At 60.7% G+C, this 21,604-nt stretch carries 20 protein-coding genes and 3 pseudogenes; 6 read left to right on the forward strand and 17 right to left on the reverse strand.

What is annotated here, in order from left to right:
• Window position 1: 1 nt before the first annotated feature.
• A complete protein-coding gene (locus V5B59_RS23275) occupies window positions 2-1,912 on the reverse strand; it encodes a putative nucleotidyltransferase substrate binding domain-containing protein (RefSeq protein ID WP_169070784.1) in 1,911 nt (636 codons plus the stop codon).
• 110 nt (window positions 1,913-2,022) lie between these two features.
• Window positions 2,023-3,987, reverse strand: a complete 1,965-nt coding sequence (gene acs / locus V5B59_RS23280) for an acetate--CoA ligase (protein ID WP_169070783.1) — start codon at window positions 3,985-3,987, stop codon at window positions 2,023-2,025.
• Window positions 3,988-4,252: 265 nt separating this feature from the next.
• On the opposite strand from acs, the gene V5B59_RS23285 reads away from it, so the two are divergent.
• From V5B59_RS23285 to V5B59_RS23305, 5 genes are read left to right on the forward strand one after another with little or no spacing between them, the layout of a single operon-like run.
• Window positions 4,253-4,810, forward strand: coding sequence for a TIGR00645 family protein (locus tag V5B59_RS23285; RefSeq protein ID WP_332352378.1), 558 nt, complete (start codon window positions 4,253-4,255; stop codon window positions 4,808-4,810).
• Window positions 4,811-4,865: 55 nt separating this feature from the next.
• On the forward strand, window positions 4,866-6,386 hold the full coding sequence (locus V5B59_RS23290) for a fumarate hydratase (protein ID WP_169070781.1): 1,521 nt from the start codon (window positions 4,866-4,868) through the stop codon (window positions 6,384-6,386).
• 60 nt (window positions 6,387-6,446) lie between these two features.
• Window positions 6,447-6,791 (forward strand): RidA family protein, encoded by a 345-nt coding sequence (locus V5B59_RS23295; RefSeq protein WP_169070780.1) that lies wholly within the window; start codon window positions 6,447-6,449, stop codon window positions 6,789-6,791.
• 41 nt (window positions 6,792-6,832) lie between these two features.
• The gene (murI, locus tag V5B59_RS23300; protein WP_034908474.1) at window positions 6,833-7,618 is read left to right on the forward strand and encodes a glutamate racemase; all 786 of its coding nucleotides are present in this window, start codon (window positions 6,833-6,835) and stop codon (window positions 7,616-7,618) included.
• Between the two features lie 45 nt (window positions 7,619-7,663).
• A complete protein-coding gene (locus V5B59_RS23305) occupies window positions 7,664-8,677 on the forward strand; it encodes an AI-2E family transporter (protein WP_169070779.1) in 1,014 nt (337 codons plus the stop codon).
• A 240-nt stretch (window positions 8,678-8,917) separates the two neighbouring features.
• Here V5B59_RS23305 and V5B59_RS23310 read toward each other — a convergent pair whose 3' ends face one another.
• The 6 genes and pseudogenes from V5B59_RS23310 to V5B59_RS23335 all read right to left on the reverse strand — a co-directional run bounded on the left by V5B59_RS23310 (window position 8,918) and on the right by V5B59_RS23335 (window position 13,828).
• Window positions 8,918-10,069, reverse strand: a complete 1,152-nt coding sequence (locus tag V5B59_RS23310) for a S1C family serine protease (RefSeq protein WP_169070778.1) — start codon at window positions 10,067-10,069, stop codon at window positions 8,918-8,920.
• Between the two features lie 22 nt (window positions 10,070-10,091).
• On the reverse strand, window positions 10,092-11,057 hold the full coding sequence (locus tag V5B59_RS23315; protein WP_169070777.1) for a zinc metalloprotease HtpX: 966 nt from the start codon (window positions 11,055-11,057) through the stop codon (window positions 10,092-10,094).
• Window positions 11,057-11,248, reverse strand: a pseudogene (locus tag V5B59_RS23320) (hypothetical protein); the annotation flags it as partial. The gene V5B59_RS23315 and the pseudogene V5B59_RS23320, both read right to left, overlap by 1 nt.
• Before the next feature lie 10 nt (window positions 11,249-11,258).
• Complete coding sequence (locus tag V5B59_RS23325; protein ID WP_169070776.1) at window positions 11,259-11,489, reverse strand: thioredoxin family protein; 231 nt, start codon at window positions 11,487-11,489, stop codon at window positions 11,259-11,261.
• A 198-nt stretch (window positions 11,490-11,687) separates the two neighbouring features.
• Window positions 11,688-12,740: a permease gene (locus tag V5B59_RS23330; RefSeq protein ID WP_169070775.1), complete on the reverse strand. Its 1,053-nt coding sequence runs from the start codon at window positions 12,738-12,740 to the stop codon at window positions 11,688-11,690.
• A gap of 233 nt (window positions 12,741-12,973) precedes the next feature.
• A complete protein-coding gene (locus tag V5B59_RS23335) occupies window positions 12,974-13,828 on the reverse strand; it encodes a F0F1 ATP synthase subunit gamma (RefSeq protein WP_169070774.1) in 855 nt (284 codons plus the stop codon).
• Between the two features lie 39 nt (window positions 13,829-13,867).
• Here V5B59_RS23335 and V5B59_RS23340 point away from each other — a divergent pair.
• Window positions 13,868-14,724: pseudogene (locus tag V5B59_RS23340) on the forward strand (helix-turn-helix domain-containing protein); the annotation flags it as partial.
• Window positions 14,725-14,726: 2 nt separating this feature from the next.
• Here V5B59_RS23340 and V5B59_RS23345 read toward each other — a convergent pair.
• From V5B59_RS23345 to V5B59_RS23390, 9 genes and pseudogenes are all read right to left on the reverse strand, one after another.
• Window positions 14,727-14,933: a hypothetical protein gene (locus V5B59_RS23345; protein WP_248594914.1), complete on the reverse strand. Its 207-nt coding sequence runs from the start codon at window positions 14,931-14,933 to the stop codon at window positions 14,727-14,729.
• Window positions 14,923-15,405, reverse strand: a complete 483-nt coding sequence (locus tag V5B59_RS23350; protein ID WP_169070773.1) for a type II toxin-antitoxin system VapC family toxin — start codon at window positions 15,403-15,405, stop codon at window positions 14,923-14,925. Before V5B59_RS23350 ends, V5B59_RS23345 begins: the two co-directional genes overlap by 11 nt.
• 176 nt (window positions 15,406-15,581) lie before the next feature.
• The gene (locus tag V5B59_RS23355) at window positions 15,582-16,352 is read right to left on the reverse strand and encodes a metallophosphoesterase (RefSeq protein WP_169070772.1); all 771 of its coding nucleotides are present in this window, start codon (window positions 16,350-16,352) and stop codon (window positions 15,582-15,584) included.
• A gap of 111 nt (window positions 16,353-16,463) precedes the next feature.
• Window positions 16,464-16,703 carry a hypothetical protein gene (locus tag V5B59_RS23360; RefSeq protein ID WP_169070771.1) on the reverse strand — a complete coding sequence of 80 codons (240 nt, stop codon included), beginning with the start codon at window positions 16,701-16,703 and terminating at the stop codon, window positions 16,464-16,466.
• A gap of 58 nt (window positions 16,704-16,761) precedes the next feature.
• The gene (locus V5B59_RS23365; RefSeq protein WP_332352483.1) at window positions 16,762-17,730 is read right to left on the reverse strand and encodes an ISAzo13 family transposase; all 969 of its coding nucleotides are present in this window, start codon (window positions 17,728-17,730) and stop codon (window positions 16,762-16,764) included.
• Window positions 17,705-17,989, reverse strand: a complete 285-nt coding sequence (locus V5B59_RS23370) for a hypothetical protein (RefSeq protein WP_332352379.1) — start codon at window positions 17,987-17,989, stop codon at window positions 17,705-17,707. Before V5B59_RS23370 ends, V5B59_RS23365 begins: the two co-directional genes overlap by 26 nt.
• A 757-nt stretch (window positions 17,990-18,746) precedes the next feature.
• Window positions 18,747-19,844 (reverse strand): annotated as a pseudogene (locus V5B59_RS26420) (IS91 family transposase).
• On the reverse strand, window positions 19,762-20,760 hold the full coding sequence (locus tag V5B59_RS23380) for a tyrosine-type recombinase/integrase (RefSeq protein WP_332352381.1): 999 nt from the start codon (window positions 20,758-20,760) through the stop codon (window positions 19,762-19,764). The pseudogene V5B59_RS26420 and the gene V5B59_RS23380 overlap by 83 nt, the downstream one beginning before the upstream one ends.
• 392 nt (window positions 20,761-21,152) lie before the next feature.
• Window positions 21,153-21,602 (reverse strand): hypothetical protein, encoded by a 450-nt coding sequence (locus tag V5B59_RS23390; RefSeq protein ID WP_288130648.1) that lies wholly within the window; start codon window positions 21,600-21,602, stop codon window positions 21,153-21,155.
• Between the last annotated feature and the right edge of the window lie 2 nt (window positions 21,603-21,604).

The following is a 21,604-nucleotide window of genomic DNA, read 5'->3' on the forward strand; positions in this document are numbered from 1 at the left end:
ATCAGATCTGGTAATCGAGTTTCAGGCGCGCCTGCAGTTTGCGTGCCTGTCGGAAAGCTTCTTTGAGAATCCGCCGTTCAATTTCGTTCAGTTCGTCCGGTCGGATCAGATTGTCACCGGCGCGCCCGTGCTCCTGCTCAAAATGCTGGTGCCGCAAGCGCAACAACTGGATGAAGTTGAAACCTTCGAGGCTCGCGGCTACGTCCTCTGGAGAAATATTCATCAAGGCGCCGGCGCGTTTGATGCGCGCGACCGTGTTCGTCGCCTCGACCTGACGCGCCAGCGCAAAAACCCGTGCTGCGTCGGTGAACAGGCGGACGCCGTACTTTTTCAGGTCGATGGTCCCGGGATGCTCGCGATCAGCGCCAGTCACGAAGTCACGTATCCTCCCCAGCGGCGGTGACACACTGAGCGCGTTCTGCGCCAGCATGCGCAGGAACAGGGGATTGCCGTTGGTCTGTCGGAACAGCGAAATACGCATCCGGTGCGCCAGATTGAAGCGGCCGTAGAGCGGGCGAAAGTCGAAGAAAATCGTGGCGTTGAGCAAAGCCTGTGGCTCCGGTGTGCGTACCCACTGGGCGAATTTCTCCTCCCACTCCTCGAGCGTCAGGCACAGGCTGGGGTTGCTCGCCATGATGTTGCCCTTGCACAGCGGGAAGCCGCAGGTGTCGAGATCGGCATTGACATCACGGGCGAAATCGAGAAAACGCAATTGCGTCTGCTCGCGATCCATGATGTCGGTACAGATATAGACAATTCCGTTATCCTGATCGGTAGTGAAGGTCTGTTCATCGCGCCCCTCCGACCCGAACGACAGCCAGGTCCAGTCGATGCCGTAGAGGTCATGCCGATCCAGGTTCAGTTCGATGATGCGGCGAGTCACGGTATCGTTGAGGGTCGAAATGAATTGCGTGATTTCCTGTCCGCCGACCCCTTCGGCGAGCATCGTCAGCGACAATTGGCGGACATCCTCACGGGCATGCTGCAGCACTTCGAGACTGCTTGCTGCGTCGATCGCGTGCCGGATCTGCCGCAGACCGGCACCCTGCAGCTTGAACAGATCACGCTCTGAAACCACACCCCTGAGGCGCCCACCCTCATCCACCGCGAGCACATGGCGGATGCCGTGCATGGCCATGGTCAGCGCTGCATCGTGGGCGTTTGCGGCCAGTGGCAAGGTCTGCGGCAAGTCCGACATGACCGAGGAGATCGGTTGCTCCAGCGAGGTACCCGGCAAGACGATTCGCTTCAGCACGTCCGAAAGCGTAAAGATGCCAAGCGGTTGCTCTCCGGCATCGACGATCACCATCGACCCCAGGTGGCGGTCGGCCATCAAGGCAACGACCTGGCGAATCGATGTCTCCGGCGCCACGGAAACCGGTTCCCGCTTGACAATCGCGGCGAGTGGCGAATTCATCGTTCTCTGCTCGGCAGCGCGCTGGGCAAACTGCAGTTGCAACTGCTGTTGCGAGTGCTTGAGCAGGCCGGCGATGTGCTGGCTGCAGAAGAGATTGAAAACCGTGCTCTTCTGGGTCAGGGTAAAGAAGTCGTCGACCGGCAATTCGTAGCAGAAAACCTCCTCGCGTGCCACGTAGACACTCGAAGCGGGGTGCTGCGCCATCAGCGCCCCGATCGCGAAGGCCTGACCAGGGCCGAGCGTGCTCGGTGCAGAGTCGGCGTTACTGGCGCCGCCGCTGGAGCGGACTCGCACCCTGCCGTGCTGCAGAATGTAGAGGGCGCGCGCAACCCCCATCTCACTCGAGAGAATCCGCGCACCTTTGGGGTAATGGGCAAGGGTGACATGTTCTGCAAGAAAGCAGAGTGCCTCCGCCTCCATACGATCAAAAGGCGGGTGGGCCTGCAGGAACCGGATGCATGCCGAAACCAGCATTTCCGTCGCGCTGTTGCTCATACCAGTTCCTCTATCGCCACCACAGGCCGGTACATGGATGGCGCCGGCCTGAAACCTGCTTTTGCGGCCGGGCGTGCAAGCGCAGCGCCCGGTCGCCTGGGAGGTCTAGATCAGCCGCGTAGTTGCTCCAGAATCGCCGGGTTTTCCAGCGTCGAGACATCCTGCGCAGCCGTTTCTCCCCTGGCGAGGGAGCGCAACAGACGACGCATGATCTTGCCGGAACGCGTTTTGGGCAGGTTTTCGCCGAAGCGCAGATCTTTCGGTTTGGCAATTGGACCGATCTCGCGTCCGACGTGGTCCTGCAACTCCTTGACCATCTTCTTCGCCGTTTCGCCGGTCGGCCGCGGACCCTTCAGAACCACAAAGGCACAGATCGCTTCGCCGGTCAGATCATCCGGGCGACCAACGACGGCAGCTTCCGCCACCATCGGGTGTGAGACCAGCGCAGACTCGATCTCCATGGTTCCCATGCGGTGACCGGAAACATTCAGCACATCGTCGATACGGCCGGTGATCGTGAAATAGCCGGTGTGAATGTCGCGGATCGAACCGTCGCCAGCGAGGTAGAGCTTGCCGGCGAAATCATCGGGGTAATAGGATTTGTGGAAACGCTCGGGATCACCCCAGATGTTGCGAATCATCGCCGGCCAGGGCTTCTTCACGACCAGCAGACCCCCCTTGCCCCAGTCGAGTTCGGTGCCGGTTTCGTCGACGACAGCCGCCTCGATACCGGGGAAAGGCAAGGTGCAGGAACCCGGCACCAGCGGGGTCGCCCCCGGCAGCGGGGTGATCATGTGGCCGCCGGTCTCGGTCTGCCAGAAGGTGTCGACGATCGGGCAGCGACCGCCACCGACGCTGTCGTAATACCATTGCCAGGCGGCCGGGTTGATCGGTTCGCCAACCGTACCGAGCAGGCGCAGCGACGACAGGTCGTACTGGGTCGGCGCGACCGACGGATTGGTATCGGCCGCCTTGATCAGCGAGCGGATGGCGGTCGGCGCGGTGTAGAAGATGCTGACCTTGTGGTCCTGGATCATCTTCCAGAAACGGCCGGCATCCGGATAGGTCGGGATGCCTTCGAAAACCATCTCGGTGCCGCCGCAGGCCAGCGGCCCGTAGGTGATGTAGGTGTGACCGGTGACCCAGCCAATGTCTGCGGTGCACCAGAAGAGATCGTTCGGCTTGAGGTCGAAGGTCCACTTCATGGTCAGGATGGCATGCAGCAGGTAGCCGCCTGTCGAGTGCTGCACGCCTTTCGGTTTGCCGGTCGAACCCGAGGTGTACAGGAGGAACAGGGGGTGCTCGGCGCCGACCCATTCCGGCTCGCAAACCTCGGACTGGCCGGCGATGACGTCGTGCCACCAGAGGTCCCGACCGGCAAGCATGTGGCAGGCACCGCCGGTACGCTGAAAGACGATCACGTCCTTGACCGACTCGCAGCCGCCGAGCGCAATGCCCTCGTCGACGGCCGGCTTGAGCGGGATCTTCTTGCCACCACGGCATTGTTCGTCGGCAGTAATCACCGCCACGGCACCGGCATCGTTGATCCGGTCACGCACCGACTGCGCCGAGAAACCGCCAAATACGACCGAGTGAATGGCGCCGATACGCGCGCAGGCCTGCATCGCGACAATGCCCTCGATGCCCATCGACATATAGATCAACACCCGGTCGCCCTTTTTGATGCCACGCGCCCGCAGGCCGTTGGCAAACTGGCAGACGCGGGCCAGCAGTTCCTGGTAAGTGATCCGCTTGACTTCGCCATCATCGGCTTCGAAGACGAGCGCCACTTTGTCGCCGAGACCGGCTTCGATGTTACGGTCCAGACAGTTATACGAAACATTCAGCGTACCGTCGGCAAACCATTTGAAGAAGGGCGCCTTGGACTCGTCAAGTACCTGCGTAAACGGCTGTTTCCAGGTGACGTGTTCGCGGGCCAGGCGGGCCCAGTACCCCGTGTAATCGTTTGCTGCCTCGGCACACAGCGCCCGGTAGGCGTCCATGCCCGAAATGGTGGCCTGCTTGACAAATTCGGCAGAGGGCTCAAAAAATTTTACGGCCTCGTTCAATGACATGTCCCATCTCCTGTTTGGTATTGGTAGAGAATTCAAGAAATCGATGCTGCAATTAACGAAAAGAACCCGTCGCTCGCGACCTCCGTCTAACGTTTAACGCCTAGCGGAAGGCAAATCATACGCTGCTAGCCCTGCCCCGTGTCACGCCAAGTGGGTCAGATTAAACGCCGCCAATCTTACACACCACTTACGGCATGTCCGGCAACGCAACGCAAACAGGCCTTGATGCTAAAATCCCGCATCCAATCTGTTGACCCTGAAGAAAATGGCCTCCTTGAAACCTGCCGTAGACAAACTCGAAATGTTCATCTTCTGGAGCCGCTGGCTGCAGGCGCCGCTGTATCTGGGGCTGATCATCGCCCAGGGCGCCTATGTCTATCTGTTCATGATCGAACTGTCGCACCTGATTCAGAACCTCTTTTTCAGCAGCACGCGGATCAGCGAGACCGATGTGATGCTCGTCGTCCTCGGCCTGATCGATGTGGTGATGATCGCCAACCTGCTGATCATGGTGATCATCGGCGGCTACGAAACCTTTGTCTCCCGACTCGACCTCGAAGGCCACCCCGATCAGCCGGAATGGCTTTCGCATGTCAATGCCGGGGTGCTCAAGATCAAGCTGTCTACGGCGATCATCGGCATCTCGTCGATCCATCTGCTGAAGACCTTCATCAATGCAGCGAATATGAGCGAGCACACGATCATGTGGCAGGTCATCATCCACGCCCTCTTTCTGTGCTCGGCGCTGGCCATGGCCTGGGTCGACCGCATGATGACCCAGACCATCCTGCTCGGAAAAATGCCGCACGCTGCAGCACACTGAACAGACACCCGCCGCGGGGAGGTGCCCCGCGGCCACCCACGAGAGAGAGCCTGAAATGACCACGATCAAGCAGGAAGACTTCATCCAGAGCGTTGCCGACGCATTCCAGTACATCAGCTACTATCATCCGCTCGACTACATCCAGGCGCTCGGCGCCGCTTACGAGCGCGAGCAGAGCCCAGCAGCCAGGGATGCGATCGCCCAGATTCTCACCAACAGCCGCATGTGTGCCGAAGGCCATCGCCCGATCTGCCAGGATACCGGCATCGCGGTGATCTTCCTCAAGGTCGGCATGGACGTCAGATGGGACGCCAGCCTGTCGGTCCAGGAAATGTGCGACGAGGGCGTGCGCCGCGCCTACAACAACCCGGACAACAAGTTGCGGGCCTCGGTGCTGCTCGACCCGGCCGGCGCGCGCAAGAACTCGCGCGACAATACGCCCGCAGTCGTGCATTACGAGATCGTTCCCGGCCATCACCTCGAAGTCATCTGCGCCGCCAAGGGGGGAGGCTCGGAAAACAAGTCCAAGTTCTACGCGCTCAACCCATCGGACTCGATCGTCGATTGGGTTCTCAAGACGGTACCGACGATGGGCGCCGGCTGGTGTCCACCGGGAATCCTTGGCATCGGCATTGGCGGTACGCCCGAGAAGGCCATGCTGCTGGCCAAGGAATCACTGATGGCGCCGGTCGACATCCACGAATTGATCGCCCGCGGCGCGAGCAACCGCGTCGAGGAACTGCGTCTGGAGCTTTACGAAAAGGTCAACGCACTGGGAATCGGTGCGCAGGGCCTCGGCGGACTGACGACCGTCCTCGACGTCAAGATCCTCGACTACCCGACGCATGCGGCCAGCTTGCCGGTGGCGATGATTCCCAACTGTGCTGCGACGCGGCACGCGCACTTCCATCTCGACGGTTCAGGGCCGGCCATTCTGACACCACCGGACCTTCGTGAATGGCCCCAGGTCAACTGGACGCCGAACACCGAGACCTCGACGCAGGTCAACCTCGACACGCTGACACCGGCCGAGGTCGCCTCCTGGAAACCCGGTCAAACGCTGCTGCTCAACGGCAAGATGCTGACCGGCCGCGACGCCGCCCACAAACGCATCCAGGACATGCTGGCGAAAGGCGAAAAGCTGCCGGTCGACTTCACCAACCGCGTCATTTATTACGTCGGTCCGGTTGATCCGGTTCGCGACGAGGCCGTTGGCCCGGCCGGCCCAACGACCGCCACGCGGATGGACAAATTCACCGAGATGATGCTGGCCCAGACCGGGCTGATCTCGATGGTTGGCAAGGCCGAGCGTGGCCCGGCCGCGATCGAAGCGATCCGGAAACACCAGTCGGCGTATCTGATGGCTGTCGGCGGTGCAGCGTACCTGGTCGCCAAAGCGATCAAGACTGCCAGGGTGGTCGGTTTCGCCGATCTCGGAATGGAGGCAATTTACGAATTCGACGTCAGGGACATGCCGGTGACCGTCGCGGTGGATTCGACCGGAACATCGGTACACAACACCGGACCGAAGGAATGGCAGGCCAGGATCGGCAAGATCCCGGTCGCCGTCGTCTGAGTTTCCGGGAGTCACAGGCGGGGAGCCGGCTCCAGGCCGGCTTTGCGGGAGGGAAAAGGCATGGCGATAGAGCGGCACGGAACGACACAGCGGTATTCAGACATTTGCGCGTACGGGAACACCATCTATCTCGTCGAAACGCCGCAAACGCTGGACAGCAACGTCGCCACCCAAACACGCGAGGTTCTGGCCAGCATCGAAAAGCTGCTCGAAAAAGCGGGGAGCGACAAGACACGCCTGCTGATGGTCACCATTTATCTGCGCGACATCGACGATTCGATCGCGGTCAATGCGGTCTGGGACCGGTGGATTCCGCGCGGCACCGCGCCGGTGCGGGTCTGCGTCGAAGCCAAGCTGGCCCATCACGACTTCCTCATTGAAGTTGCCGTCGTTGCCGCTCGCTAGCTGCCTGGCGGCGCCAGCGGCGCAAACCTCTGCCTGAGCCGATGATTGGCATTTTCGACAGCGGTATCGGCGGACTTTCGGTATTGGCCGCCATTGCACGTGCGCTGCCGCGCGCGGATCTGGTGTACCTTGCCGATACGGCTCACCTTCCCTATGGGGACAAGGATGACGCCTACATTCGCCGGCGCGTGCTGACGATCGGCAATCATCTGGTCGATCAGGGCTGCGGGGTCATCGTCGTCGCCTGCAACACCGCCACCGCGGCAGCGGTTGCGGCCTTTCGCGAACACTTTCCCAAGCTTCCCGTGGTCGGCGTCGAGCCCGGCGTCAAACCTGCAGCGGCCATGTCGCGCAGTGGTCGAATCGCTGTCCTGGCGACGCTGTCGACGGCGCGCAGCGAGCGCTTGGCACAGTTGATCCGGCAACACGCAGGCAGCGTCCAGGTCGAGATCGAGGCCTGTCCCGGCTGGGCCACCCGCGTCGAAACCCTGTACCTCGACGACCCGGATTTCGTCGAGGACGCGCGTCGTCATCTGGCGCCCCTGCTCGCTGCCGGCGTCGATCAGATTGTTCTTGGTTGTACCCATTACGCCTTCCTCTGTCCGGTGCTGGAACCGATTGTCGCCAAGCAGGCAACGCTGGTTGACGTTGCCGACGCCGTTGCCCGCCAGTGCGTTCGCCTGGCCGGCGCCGACGCACTCGGGCAAGGCCGACTGACGCTGCTGGCTACCGCCCAGCCGGAAAGACTGCAGGCCGCTTTGCCCGCACTCGGCCTGCGCTGGCTGGACGACCGCCTGTACAGCGCCGCGCGTCTGGTCGTCGCCTGAGCTTGACGGACACGACCGCCAGCCAACCTCACATTCATTGCCGCCATGGACCCACTCAAGAAAACGACCGTCAGCGAGTACGTTTCCTGGAGCATTGCCTTGCTGGCGATGCTGCTGGTCATCGAGGTGCACCTCTTGCCGGCGCTGATTGCCGGGTTGCTGGTGTATGAACTGGTGCATGTACTGGCGCCGTTCTTTGCACGCCATCTCTCGAGCACGCGCGCCAAGGCCATGGCTGTTGGTCTGGTCGTGTTATTGGTCCTCGGCGCGGTGGCTGCGGCAGTGCTCGGGCTGATTGTCTTCATGAACAGCGAGGGCGGCAGTTTCGCTGCGCTGCTCGCCAAGATGGCCGAGATCATCGAGACTTCCCGCTCGACGCTGCCGAACTGGCTCGCCGACTTGCTGCCGCGAGGCGGCGAGGCCATTCGCGAACGAGCTGGCCACTGGCTACGGGAACATTCGGCCGAACTGCAGATGATCGGCAAGGAAACCGGTCGCCTGCTCGCACACCTGCTGATCGGCATGATCATCGGTGGCATGGTGTCCTTATGCGAGGCGGACGCCGGCGAAAGCATGAGGCCGCTGACGCGCGCGCTGGCCGAGCGGGTTTTTCGCCTCGGCGAGGCCTTCCGCCGGGTCGTCTTCGCCCAGGTCCGGATCTCGGCGCTGAATACCGCCTTCACCACACTCTACCTCGTCGTCGTGCTACCGCTCTTTGGTGTGCACCTGCCGCTCACCAAGACCATGATCGTCGTCACCTTCATTGTCGGCCTGCTGCCGGTAGTCGGCAACCTGATCTCCAATACCGTGATCTTCGTCGTCAGCCTGGCACACTCGCCCGGCGTGGCGATCTCGTCACTGGTTTTCCTGGTATTCATCCACAAGCTCGAGTATTTTCTCAACGCGCGTATCGTCGGTGCCCAGATCCGGGCCAAGGCCTGGGAACTGCTGACTGCGATGCTGCTCATGGAGAGCAGCTTCGGTCTCGCTGGTCTGGTGGCTGCGCCGATCTGTTATGCCTGGCTCAAGGACGAACTGTCGAGTCGGGAGCTGATCTGAACGCGCAGCGGAATGATTGGAGCAGCGGGCAGGGGAGGGCGGCCTGCCCTTACCGGGGTAGGTTTTCCAGCAGCCTGTCGGACTGGGAGTAGGGAAAAGGGAAAAGGGAAAAGGGAAAACCGCAAAACTTCACGATGCGGAATGAGCGGGCCGGATTTCGTCGACTTTGCGGACTTTCGGACGGCTTTCCCCTCGTTTTCCCCTACTGCGGGCGAAAAAAGCTTTTCTGTACCAGCGCACCTAGGTGCCCGGCTGCAGCTCAACACGCACCTCGCGAGCCTTCCCCTCTCGTTCAACAGACAAGACGACGATGTCACCCACCCGACGGTCATCCATTTGTGCCAGGAGGCCAGTAACACCGTCAATGGACTTCCCGTCTATCGCTGTGATGAGGTCGCCCGGAACAATCCCCTCCTGCGTAGCGCGAATGCCCAGCAAACCGGCTCGTTGAGAAGCGGAGCCAGGCTGTACCAACAGGACAAATACGCCACGGCGGCCGGTAATCATCTGCAGCCGCAAATTGAGTTGCTCGTCCACTTCGATCCCCAAAGCCGGGCGCACATACTTGCCTGACTTGATGAGTTGCGGGACCACTCGCATCACCGTGTCGACCGGCACCGCGAAGCCGATGCCGGCCGACGCGCCAGAAGGGCTGTAGATGGCGGTGTTGATGCCGATGAGGCGCCCTGCGGAATCGAGCAGTGGCCCACCGGAGTTGCCGGGGTTGATGGCGGCGTCGGTCTGAATCAGGTGCTCGATTGAGGGACTACCGGCATCGCCCGGCAACGATCTGTCGAGCGCCGAAATGATGCCTGTGGTCAAGGTCCAATCGAGTCCGAACGGGTTGCCGATGGCGAAGAGCTTCTGGCCGACCTTCAGGTCGGTACTGGTGCCGATGGGCACAGCCGGGGGACGCTTGAAGCCAACGCCAATCTTGAGCACCGCGATGTCGTGGGCCGGACTCGCACCGACCAGGGCAGCCTGATAGTCGCGGCCGTCGGCAAGCTTCACCGTCGCTTGAGAGGCTCCCTGGATGACATGAAAGTTGGTGACGACGTGCCCCGCATCATCCCAAATGAAGCCGGAGCCGGTACCGCGCGGTACGGAAAAGACGTTGCGTGTCCAGACATCGCGAACCAGCTGGGTCGTAGAGATGTAAACCACCGAATCGCGCGATTTCTCGAAGAGCTCAATGGTTGCCCGTTCATCGGCCGCGAGGTCTCCCCGGGGCGTGACCGTTCTCTCGGCGGCCTGTTGGGGGCTGAACCACGCTTCGATGGCGGGCAGAAACTGCCAGAGCAGCATGAGCGCCGCAATGCAAGCGGTAATGACCAGCCAGCGCCGGAGAAAGCGGTCCGGAGCTGCGTGACCGTAGGGATCGTGGTAAGCCATCGCAAGGTCTCCTTGGTTCGAATCAGCGCCAGAGGCCGCCGGGGTGCCAGCGCGGCGAGCGCATCGCCTTGACGGGTTCCGGGGCGGTGTAGAAGGGATGGGGCCGCAGCGTCACGGGATGCTGGGGTACGAGTTCAAGCAGTCGGGCGATGCGATCCGGCGTGGCTGGATGCGTGCGTAACCAGGATGGCTCCGGATTTCCCCAACCCGGCATTAGCCAGGCTCGCCAGGAGCGGCTCACCCGTTCAATCTTCGCCAAGGCCGATGCCAGACCATGCGGGTCGCCGGTCAGCTGCGCCGCCAAATGATCGGCATCGAACTCGCGTACCCGAGACAGGCCGAGTTGAGCAAGCAATGCCAGTTGTGGAGACACCGCCAGCAGGAACAGGCCGAACCAATTGACTTCCGCCGCCCCGACAAGCAGCGCGGGCAGGCTGAGAATAATCGCAATCTGCCCCAGCATGGCCAGGAGGCTGGTGAGCCGGCTGATGTAATCCGCCAGCCCCATGACACGCAAATCTTCATTGGCGATATGCGCAACCTCATGACCAATGACACCCGCCAGCTCGCGCGGCGTCAGGCTGCGCAAGATGCCATCGGTCAGCGCAATGGCCGAATGACGCTTCGAGCCTGTCGCAAATGCATTGACCACGGCACTGGGGATGTAGTGCGGAATCGGGACGGCGGGCAGGCCGGCACGGGTGGCCAGATCGCGCACGATCTCCCACAGTTCGGGCGCGTCGCCCGGATGAATGGGACGTGCACGGTACAACCTCAGCGTCAGCGTGGAGGTTGCCGCCGGTTCGAACAGCAGTGCGAAGATGCTCGCACCCAGTGCCATCCAGAGGCCACCTTCGCCGAAAAGCAGACCACTTGCCAGCGCAGCGATACCGATCAATGTCAAGACCAGCAGCGCCGTCTGGAGGCGGTTGATCGAACGATGCCGCGGCCAAATTTGCGGCCCATCCCGTGGATCACTTCCTGTCATAGCGGATTGAATGCGTCGAGGATCAGCAGCGTGAAGACGATCTGGATCAGTTTGAGCAGCGACACCACGCTGATCACGGTGATCACCGCTGAAAGGATCAGGGCAACGACCTGATCGAAGCGTTCGTGAAACGTCATCACCGACCATTGGTGGGAAATCACCGCAGTTCGCCGTTGCCGGATCAACCCCATTGGCAGCCCTTCAGAGCCAGCCTTCCACCTTGCCGCGTGTGGGCACGCCACCGGCATGCACCACCTGCCCGTCAATGACTACGCCAGGTGTGGACATCACGCCATAGCTCATGATGTCCGGCAGGCTTTCAACTTTTTCGAGCGTGATCTCCACTCCTTTTTCCTTGGCCACCGCCTCGACGAGGGCGATGGTTGTGCGACATTTGGCGCAGCCGGTGCCGAGGACTTTGATGCTCTTCATGGAGTTTCCTTTCGTTGGGTCAAGAAGATGAAGCGAGGCCGAAGAACTCGACCACCGTAGGCAGTCCTGAAGCGGTGGCATTCTGTACCAGGCGCATGCCGGGAGAAGCGCTCGTAAAGGGGTCGCCCCGGTCGCAGGCAGGCATCGGCAAGACGGCGATGGCCAGGAGAAGAGCCCGAAGCCAAGGCGAGGTATCCATCATAGCAGCCAGTTGAAAATGTAGCCCACCAGCAGAATGCCGGTCGCCACGACACCGACAAAGGTCGCGATCAAGGTCGGCTTCAGCGCCTTCCGTAGAATGATCATCTCCGGTGCCGAAAGCGCGATCACCGCCATCATGAACGCGAGGACCGTACCCAGGGCGGCTCCTTTTCCGATCAGGGCTTCGACAATCGGAATGATTCCCGCCGCGTTGGTATACATCGGTACCCCGAGCAGAACGGCGGCCGGGACTGCCCACCACACATCCTTGCCCATGAACGAGGCCATGAAGTCCTGCGGCACATAGCCGTGGATGGCGGCACCCAGCGCAATGCCCGCCAGAATGTAGGGCCACACCTTGCCGACAATCTCGCGCATGTGCGCGCCGCCGGCCTCAAGACGTTCCAGCCAGGAAAGGCGCTCGCCGTCTGCTTGGGCGACTTGGCCAGCGAGGATTTTCTGTACCCAATCCTCAAGGTGTCGTTCCATCTTCAGCTTGCCGATCACCAGGCCGGCGATGATGGCCACCAGCAGCCCCAGTCCAAGGTAGAGGCCGGCAACTTTCCAGCCGAACATGCCAAACAGCAGCACCAAGGCCACCTCATTGACCATTGGTGCCGAGATCAGGAAGGAGAAGGTCACTCCCAGCGGTACCCCGGCGGAGAGAAGGCCGATGAACAGCGGCACGGCCGAGCAGGAGCAGAACGGCGTCACAATTCCCAGCGTAGCCGCCAGCACATTGCCGACACCTTCCCGCTTGCCGGAAAGTAGCGCCCGCGTACGTTCCGGCGAGAAAAAGGTCTGGATGATGCCCATGACGAAGACGATGCCGGTCAGCAGCAGCAATACCTTGAGGGTATCGTAGAAGAAGAAATGGACGGCTTCGCCGAAGTGGGTCTCACGGGAAAGGCTGAGCAGTCCGACGACCCAGTTGGCAAAGGCGGTGAGTTGGCTGTAGGCCAAAACCCAGGCAACCGTTGCGATGAAAAGGCTGAGCAACCATTTGGCCAGTCTCCTCTGGGAAGACTCTTCGATGTGCACTACACGCATTGCGCTACTCCGGGTTCGGCTGAAAAAAGAGCGACGGATCGTTATTGTTCATCTAACTTTTCACATTAAAAGTGACGACTGCTGCAATGGCAATCATGAAGAATGTTGCCCCTCAAACTGTTGTTGCGCGCTAGTCTGCCGCAATCTGGGATGGTTGCTCAAGACCCCCCTTACCCTAGTCGACGCGAACTCCGCCAACGCAGAGAGGAAACCGCGAAAACCGTGCGCCGCATTCAACCGTGTTCGGCTTCGCTCAGCATGTCGGCCGAGAGCAGGATCAGCTCGATTTCCTCGGTAATTTCCTCCTGGCGCTGGCTGTTGTAGCGGAGTCTGAGCCGCTCGCTGTCTTCATCGAGTCGCTGCAGGGCACGATCCATGTGTGCCTGCCGTTGCCGGTTCTCGGCCATCAGCGAGCTGTACAGCAGCTCGTTCAGTACCGCGTGCAGATAATGCCCGGTCAGCCCGCGCAGGAACTCGATGGGACGCAGATTCATTTCCGCCGGGTACGCATACGCCCGCTCGGGAGCGGGCAGATCGCGCAAGGGCAGCAGATGACGCATGCGCATATCGCCACTGGCATCACAATGAGAGAGGGCCGAGAGCCCGTAACCGGCGTACACCTCGCGGGCCAGCAAGCCGCCGAGCTCGCGCGTCAAGCGCAGCAGAACGGCTGGAACTTCGTCGGCGACAATGGCGCCCGGCAGCGCCAGGGCAACGCAGTCGCGTTCGCCGATTCGAGCTGCCAGACGGCTACCGACGACCAGCCAACGAACCGGCGCCTCCTTTTCCTCACACAGTGCCGCCATCCGCGCCAACAGCGCTTCGTTGAAATCGCCGCAGAAGCCCTGTTCCGAGCCCACCAGCACGCAGAGTTCCCGTCCCGCAACCGGCTCGCTGCTGAATTCGGCGTGCCAGGCCAGGAAATCGGCGGCGGCCGTTTCGATCCCTGCCACCATGCGCTGCTGGCTGACGAGGAAATTGCCCAGGATGCGGGTCTCCATCAGAGCCAATCCCTTCATCGCCGACAGGATGCCACCGATATCGGACAGCGCTTCCAGCCGCCTGGCGATCTCACGCCGGCGGCTCATCGGCTGGCTCCTACGACCCTGTGCATGCGATGGTCATATCTGGCCGTACGTGAATACGCTATTCCCGGCACCCGTCGGCGCCATCTGGGCGAGAAGACGATTCAAGGGTGGTACACCTACCGAGCCCAAGGCCTCGATGGCCTGATGCCGAAGGCGCGCGCCGACCGCGGGCAATCGAAGCTTTCCGAGGCCATCCAGGCCGCGATTCTGGCGGCCAAACGGGATAATCCCCGGCGCTCGATTCGCCAGATTCGGCAGTTGCTCGAAACCGCTGGAACCGTCGCCCGCGGGAGTCTGTCGCGATCGACGATCCATCGTCTGCTCCAGCAACACGGTCTTTCCCGCCTCACCGGCTCGGCCAGCCTGCCCGAGGAGAGGCGCAGTTTCGTCGCCGCTTCGGCCGGCGCGATCTGGTACAGCGACGTGATGCACGCTCCGCAGGTCCCCATCGGCGGCAAGCTCGCCAAAGGGTATTGTTCGATGATGCCTCACGTTTGCTCGCCCACGGCGCCTTCTGCCCCGGGGAGACGGCGCTGGACATCGAGGGCGTGCTCAAGCAGGCGATCCTGAAACGCGGCATCCCGCTCAAGCTGGTCGTCGATCACGGTGCCGCCTACCGCGCCCACATCTGGCAAGGGATCTGCGCCCGCCTGGGCATTCAGTTGATCTATTGCCGGCCATATGCGCCCGAAGGCAAGGGGAAGCTGGAGCGCTGGCACCGCACCTGTCGCGATCAGTTTCTTTCTGAACTCGACGAGCGCCACATCACCGGTCTGGCGGACATCAATGCGCGCCTGTGGGCGTGGGTCGAACGGGTCTATCACCACAGCCCCCATGACGGACTGGAAGGAATCACGCCGCTGGCGCGTTACCAGCAGGATTTGCCGAACGTTCAAATTCAGCGGTGAGCGAAGCGAGTCCGCTGCAATGCAGAGTTAGGCGTAGGAAGTTCAGATGGAGGAGAAACAAAGGGATGGCCGGCGGCAATACGCTCAGCCTCCGACCTTTTCAGGTCTGCATAAATCGCGCGCAGGTCGTAAGCAAATCTAGCGGCATGGGCGTCACGAATGGCCCGCACTTCATCGATCACTTCGTCATTCAGCATTGGCTTCTCCAAGAAGTTCTTCCGGTGTACAAATGAAGGGTAGAAATAGACCAATCTGCTCAAAGTACTCCGCAATGCATCTTTGTAGCTCCGGGTTTGCGATATGCCGACAGTTCCATGTCAGCAAATAATCCATACCGCTGACCGTGGCGACCGCGATGTGCAGCGCATCTTCCGCAACCTTGACCGGCACAATTCCATGTCCTACCAACGACTCCGCGATATGGAGTGCCTGCTCAGTGATTAAGAGCAAAGGCACATCATTCAACACAGCCAGCCGTTTCTCGGCTGCATCTGGGTCACCAGAGCCACACTCACGCAATACCGCCTCCGACACCAGCAGTTCGTACTGGTTGCGGGTTTCCCACCAAGCAAGAGTAATTTGCTGATGGGCTGCCCCGAGAATGGTCTTGCTGGGACGAGCCGTCAGGTAGCTGATGACCGAGGTTTCAACGTATACCTTGCGCTTCATGACTTCAACCCTCGTTCAGAAAACCGTGGTTTGTCCCCTATTAGTTCGATTAGACGTTTAATTGACCCTGGCCCCTTTACTTCTGCTTTACTTCTGATGCTTTACTTTCTGATGGGTTGGGCGAACCCTTCCTACTTAGCTTTCCTCGCAACAGCCAAAGCTGACGCATTTCAAGTCTAGGTGATTTCCACCGTCAGCAACGGATCGAATGCCTGATTCTCGTTCAGCCCGCCCTTCGCATAGCCCCTGGGGTTACACAGCACCCGCGTGCCATTGATCTCGTAGTTTGAGCTGTCGTGCAAGTGGCCGTGCACCCACAGGCAAGCGCGCTCGTGGCCCACCAGGTGTTCGGCGTCAGAGACGAAGTTGACGTTGAGTGCAGAGCCAGCAAAACGAGGGGGGATACTGCGCAACGAAGGAGCGTGGTGCGTGACTACTACCGTTGAACCGCCAAAGGGCTGGCGTAGCACGGTGTCTAACCAGCTAGCATTGCGCGCAAACAGCGCAGCCGAGTCTTGTGGTGTGAACAGCCGTCTGTCGGGCGGCTCATCGGTGTAGATACGACTAAAGTCGCGGTTGAACGCCATCGATTGCACTATGGCACCGGTTTGTTCGGTTCCAGTTCCTGCGGCGAGAAAATCCGTCCACAGCGTGCTACCCACAAAACGAACGCCATGCCACTCCAGTACCTGGTTGTCGAGGACGTGGATGTTTGTGCCTGCTGTCAAACGCTGCAGTTCTTGTACCGTGGCCTGGAGGCTGGAGCCGTAAAACTCATGGTTGCCCGGTACGTATACGACGGGTTTGTCAGTGAATGCCAGAATCCACGCGATAGCCTCTACCGGACGAGCAATGTCGCCTGCGAGAATGACCACATCTGCGTCGGTGCGTGGCGGTGACATGTCGTACACACTCAAGTGTAGGTCCGAAAGGATGTGGAGCTTCATTGTTACTTCCCTTTCTCATGGCAACTGCCTTGAAGCTTAGGGGGACTAATTGTTTTCCAGCCTAGTGCGCCCAACGTTCGAGTTCAGGGGAGCGGCGCAGCTTTATTGCGGTTAGATTGCCGTGGCCGCGTTCCAGATGACTTCATAGATCTGAATCTTCTGCGCCGCGACATCGGCGGAGAGCGGGGTCAAGTACGTTGGCTTCTTGGTGGCGGCATCCTTTGTGGAAGCGCCCAGAACCCAGCACTGCGCCCCATCGACAAACATGACCCGATCATGAATGGAGTTGCTCTTTCGCGCCTCAACTCTGCACTTGTGTTGGAGCGCGAACTTCTCGGCCGCCACGCGCACGTCGTCTGCATACCTCGCTAGGAGTAACCGAACATCCCGTCCGGAGCCTAGGGAACGTTCAAGAAACAACTTGTGTAAATTCAATATCTGACTGCGGAGAAACGGTGTAATTCCATTTAGGAAGAATGGAATCGGCAATAATCTTCAGGGTTGACTTGAGTTGCTCTGAAGCTTTGCGCCCAGTTTCGTAGACTTTGTTGAGGATGTCGACGGAGACACACAGGCCAGTTTTCGTGTGTGTGCGTTCAATCAATTCCTTCACCAATGGAACGTTCTTGAAGACTACGCCTTCGCAAGCACGCGTGACATGAGGGAAAAGACGGTGTTCGATCGGGTTGTGTTTGGAGCAGTACGGTGGATAGTGGGCAATACGAATTTCCAGTCCGATGCGGTTGGCCAAGGTCTGCAAGTCCTGTCGAAACAAAGAGGAATTGGAGGGATTGCTGCCTCCGCCATCGCACGTCAGCAGGAGTTGGGTGGCGTGAGCATAGTCGTACTTGCCCACCTTTTCCCACCAGTGCGCGACGCTGTCGCACGCAAATTCCGTCGTATCGCGGCTCGTTCCTAGGTTCACGTGCCCCTTGTTTAGCCCTACGTCATAAAGTCCGTGCGGCACAATTTTTCCCTCGCCGTAGCTGGCAAAATCATGGTCCAAGACTTCAATGGATTCTCGTGCGTACAATTTTCCCGCGCGATAGAAGTTGCCTATCATCTCCTTTTTCTTCGTATCCATGCTGATCACAGGCTGGTTCCGTGCAAGATACTTCGCTTTGATTTCTGTGATGTTCTGAAACTGGGGGTTACGTTCTGGATGTTGCTTGAACGACTTCTTTTTCTGGGCTTGGCGACTTGCAAATTTATTCTTTTTCAACAACTTGCAGGCAACGTAGCGACTTACAGGAATGCCATTCGTCGTGATTCGCTCGGCAATAGCTTGCGGTTTGAGGTTCGTCCAGACGATGTCGTGTTGCGGACTTCCTGCCGTATGTTCAGAGATGACTTCAAAAAAAAATGCTTTCCAATTCAGGCATGGCGTTGATGATGGATTTGCGGCCGCCCCCTGGTCTGCGGATCCGACCGGGCGCCAATTCTTGCATTTCTTTCAAATCCACCAAGCCTTGGCAGATCGTCCTGGAGTCTATACCCAACAATTTCGAAATATATTCCTTTCCACCCCACCCTAATTTATGGGCTTCGACTGCCGCATACCGTCGCCGATCTTTTTCGGACAACCTGCAAAACATTGTCGTCATCAGACGTTCTATTTCTTCAGTGTAAGGCTTCATGCGATGAAGGAAATCATAGCCATGGGAGAATCTGTCATCTTAACAAATACTCAAATTCCGCAACTTGTTTTTTGAACGTTCCTTAGGAACGTTTCAAAAACAATTTGCGAAAGCTGATCAATGGAATCCCACCGTTTTTCCAGTCCAGCAATGAATTTCCGCAGGTTGTTTTTTGAACGTTCCTAGGGCGCTCAGATAGCCGTCGAAGGTTTCGGCGTCCATGTAAGGATCGACTAACAAGACGCTCTTCTCGGCGGAGGAAGCAAGTTCACGGAGCGCCTTGAAGAAGTCGTACGCTGCACCCGGCCCGAAGGCCTGCCCACTGGGGCGTGGCAGTTGGTCTTCGAGTGATGCGATTGCCTTATGGATCGTAGTGAAAACGATCCTGTGATTTGCAAAACTGCTCTTGCCCGAATAGCGTTTATCTGCCGCGCCGAAAGCGTCCGGCCTTGCCGCTGGCGTATCCGCGGCAGATAAACCTCGTTGGACTGAAGCGCCTCGACGGCGGTACTTATGGGGATTGTAAGCGTCCCGTGCCGCGGGTCAAGCCACGGGCAGGGGTCAGACGGGTTGGCCAGAGGCAGACGAGCGGCTTCCTGCTGTTCGCGAGGAGGTGACAGGAACGAACAGGGCGCTCTGGCAAACAGAAAGCCAGCGCCAGAATCGTGACTTCGGCACGCTGCCGACGAGGCATCTCCTGGCGGCCGGAACTGCCATTGAGCACACGGGAAAGCCCCTCGCCAAGCGCTGGCCGTTTTCATGGGGGTCCGCGAACCGATGCGCTCTGCGGCGTCGCCTGACGCAGGGGCGGAATCGCCGCCGTCGGCACGAACCGTCCCTCGTGGCAGTGGGGACAGCGCGCCCACTCCGCGCGGCCGACGCGCTGCAGGAAGTCCTCCACCGTCGCCGTGATCACCGGATCGGGTCCGGGTACCGACAAGGCCTGCCGTGCCAGCGCCAGCCTCGTCGCCTTCGCCGCCGGGGCCAGCAGGCCGTAGTGCCGAATCCGCTTGAAGCCGCTCGGCAACACGTGCAGCAGGAAGCGCTCGATGAATTCCTCCGCCGGCACGCTGAGCACGCGTTTGCCCGGCGTGGCGCGCACGCGGAAACGGACCGTCGTCTCGTCCATCCCGACCAGACGCTCGTTCGAGATCGCCACCCGATGCGTGTAGCGACCCAGGTATTCGAGGACCTGCTCCGGGCCGCCGAGCGGCTGTTTCGCATAGACCACCCAGTCGTGCGCCAGCACTGCTGGCGCAGGGCCCGCCAGACCTTCTCGTCGGCCAGCTCTGCCACCAGCGGCCGCCCGAGCCTCGGGCTTCACTCAGTGCCGCGAGGAACTTGCCGCGAAAGACCGGTGACAGCGCGCGGACCGGAAACAGGAAGCCGCGTTTGGGCGACTTCCCTTCGCCCTCGGGAGACAACGCCCCGCCGGCGACCAGGGCGTGCACAGGCACAGGCCGCCCGAGGTCCTGCTTCCCGGTGTGCAGAATCAACGAGAACGCCAGCTTGCCACCCAGCCAGCGGGGATTGGCGGCGAATTCGGTGAGCGTGGCCGATGCCGCGCCAAAGAGCAGCTCGTAGATCACCCGCGGGCGTTGTCCGATCAGCGCATGGAGGGCATGCGGCAGGGTGAACACCGATGGAAATACGGCACCGGCAACAGCTCCTGGCGCCGTTTCGCCAGCCAGTGCTCCTTGGCTCGGGTCTGGCACTGCGGGCAGTGGCGGTTGCGGCACGAGTGATCGACGGGTCGCGTCACCCCGCAGCAGTCACCGGTCTCGACGTGGGCGCCGAGGAGGGCCGTGCGACAGGCGACGATGGCCCGCCAGACTTTGGCCTTGGCTGACGACAAGACCTGCTTGGCGAGGTACGCCGGCCCGTGCCGGCGGAAGACCTCGGCCAGAGTCACTGGCGGTGGCCCAACGGTGCGGGTCGAGCAGTTCCAGCGGCGAGGGGTTGCCGGTCAGCTTTGAGCGTGCCAGATGCAGATCGCGCGAGGTCGTCGACAGAGGACCCTGGCCGAGGAGCCGGCCGATGCGGTAAAGATCGACGCCGGCTTCGAGCAGGTGCGTGGCGAAGGCGTGGCGAAGACCGTGGATGCCGCCCTCGGGGGCGATGCCCGCCGCGTGGCGCGCTGCGTAGTCAATCCGCTGCGCGGTCTGGATCTCGATCGGATCCGTGCCTGCCCGGTTCGGAAACCACCACAGCCGCGGCCGGGTGTCGCGCCAGTAGGCCCGCAAGGCGGCGAGCAGACGCGGCGACAGCAGCGTGTAGCGATCCTTGCCGCCTTTGCCCTGGCGTACCTTGAGGCACATGCGATCGGCGGCGCTCTCGATGTCCCCCACCTGCAGGGCGCAGACTTCCGACACCCGCAAGCCGGCGGCGTAGGTGGTCATCAACAGCGTTCGCCCGCGCAGGGTTCTCGCCGAGTCGATCAGGCGCGCGACTTCTTCACGCGAGAGGATCTGCGGCAGACGCTTGGGCACCTTGGCCATCGGGATGTCGAGACCGGCTTCCGGGCGACCGAGCACCCGCCGATAAAGAAAGCGGAAGGCGCACGAGGCTTGATTGACGCTCGCGTAGGCGAGCTTCTTGTCGCGAATCCAGTGCAGCAGGTAGGCTTGCACTTCCTCGACACGCAAATCCGCCGGCGAGCGGTGGGAATACTTCGCCAGTTCGACCAGCGCTCCGATGTAGGCTTCCTGGGTCCGTGCCGCCATTCCCCGCAGGCACATGGTGTTGCTCATTCGTTCACGCAGCTCACTCATGATCCTCTCCTCGATTGCTGCGGGGACGTCCCCCGCAGCGAGGAGGATCGAGGATTTGCGAGTGAGTTGGGGAACGAGGCGTCGAGGACTCGACTGCGAGAACGAACGCTCGAAGCGGAAGAGGGAGGAGACCGAGGCGCCGGGGTGCCTACTCCAGCGCGCAGCGCTTTAGTTCAACGTTTATTAGGCGCCCTTACTGCGGGCCTGCTGAAGCTCTCGCGCCTTCTGCACGAGGGTTGCTGCGTCCCAGTCTGGAAGCAGGGCTTGGCGCTCCTCGGTGTAATTGCCAGAGCCTGGGTCGTACTGACGAATGAACCGCACAGCGTTCACCCACCCAAGCGCCTCGACGAGTGCTCGGAAACCTGCTTGGCGAAGCTCTGTGGGGTTTGTGATTACGGCTTCCATTGCGAGAGCTCCTCGACGAGTTGAATGGGATCGATTACGCGCGTCTTGAGCGCGGCAGCGTGGCGGGTGCCCGTGCGTAGAAGCCGCTGGTCGACTGTAACAAAGGCCGTAGCACGCGTAAGCTCAGCAGAGGCAACATGGAACGAATCGAAGTTCTTGAAGCCCAGCGCCTGAAGCTCCTGAATGCGAAGCTGCACCTCAGCCTCGGGAAGTTGGACTACTGAACCCTGGGAGAGCCATAGGTCGACTGCCTCGCGGCGGCTTTGGACTGGATTGAGGCTGTTCTCAAGGTACTGGGCTTCGCTCCGAACGAGGTCGACCGTGCCAGGGGGTAGAGCCTGAATGCTCAGGACCGCTTCCGTCTGGAGGCGGACGATGGGCTGGTCCTGGAAGTCGAATTGTCGCTTAAGGCAGCACAGATCAAGGTACACGCGCATGG

The organism is Candidatus Accumulibacter contiguus, from assembly GCF_036625285.1.
GTDB classification, from domain to species: Bacteria; Pseudomonadota; Gammaproteobacteria; order Burkholderiales; family Rhodocyclaceae; genus Accumulibacter; species Accumulibacter contiguus.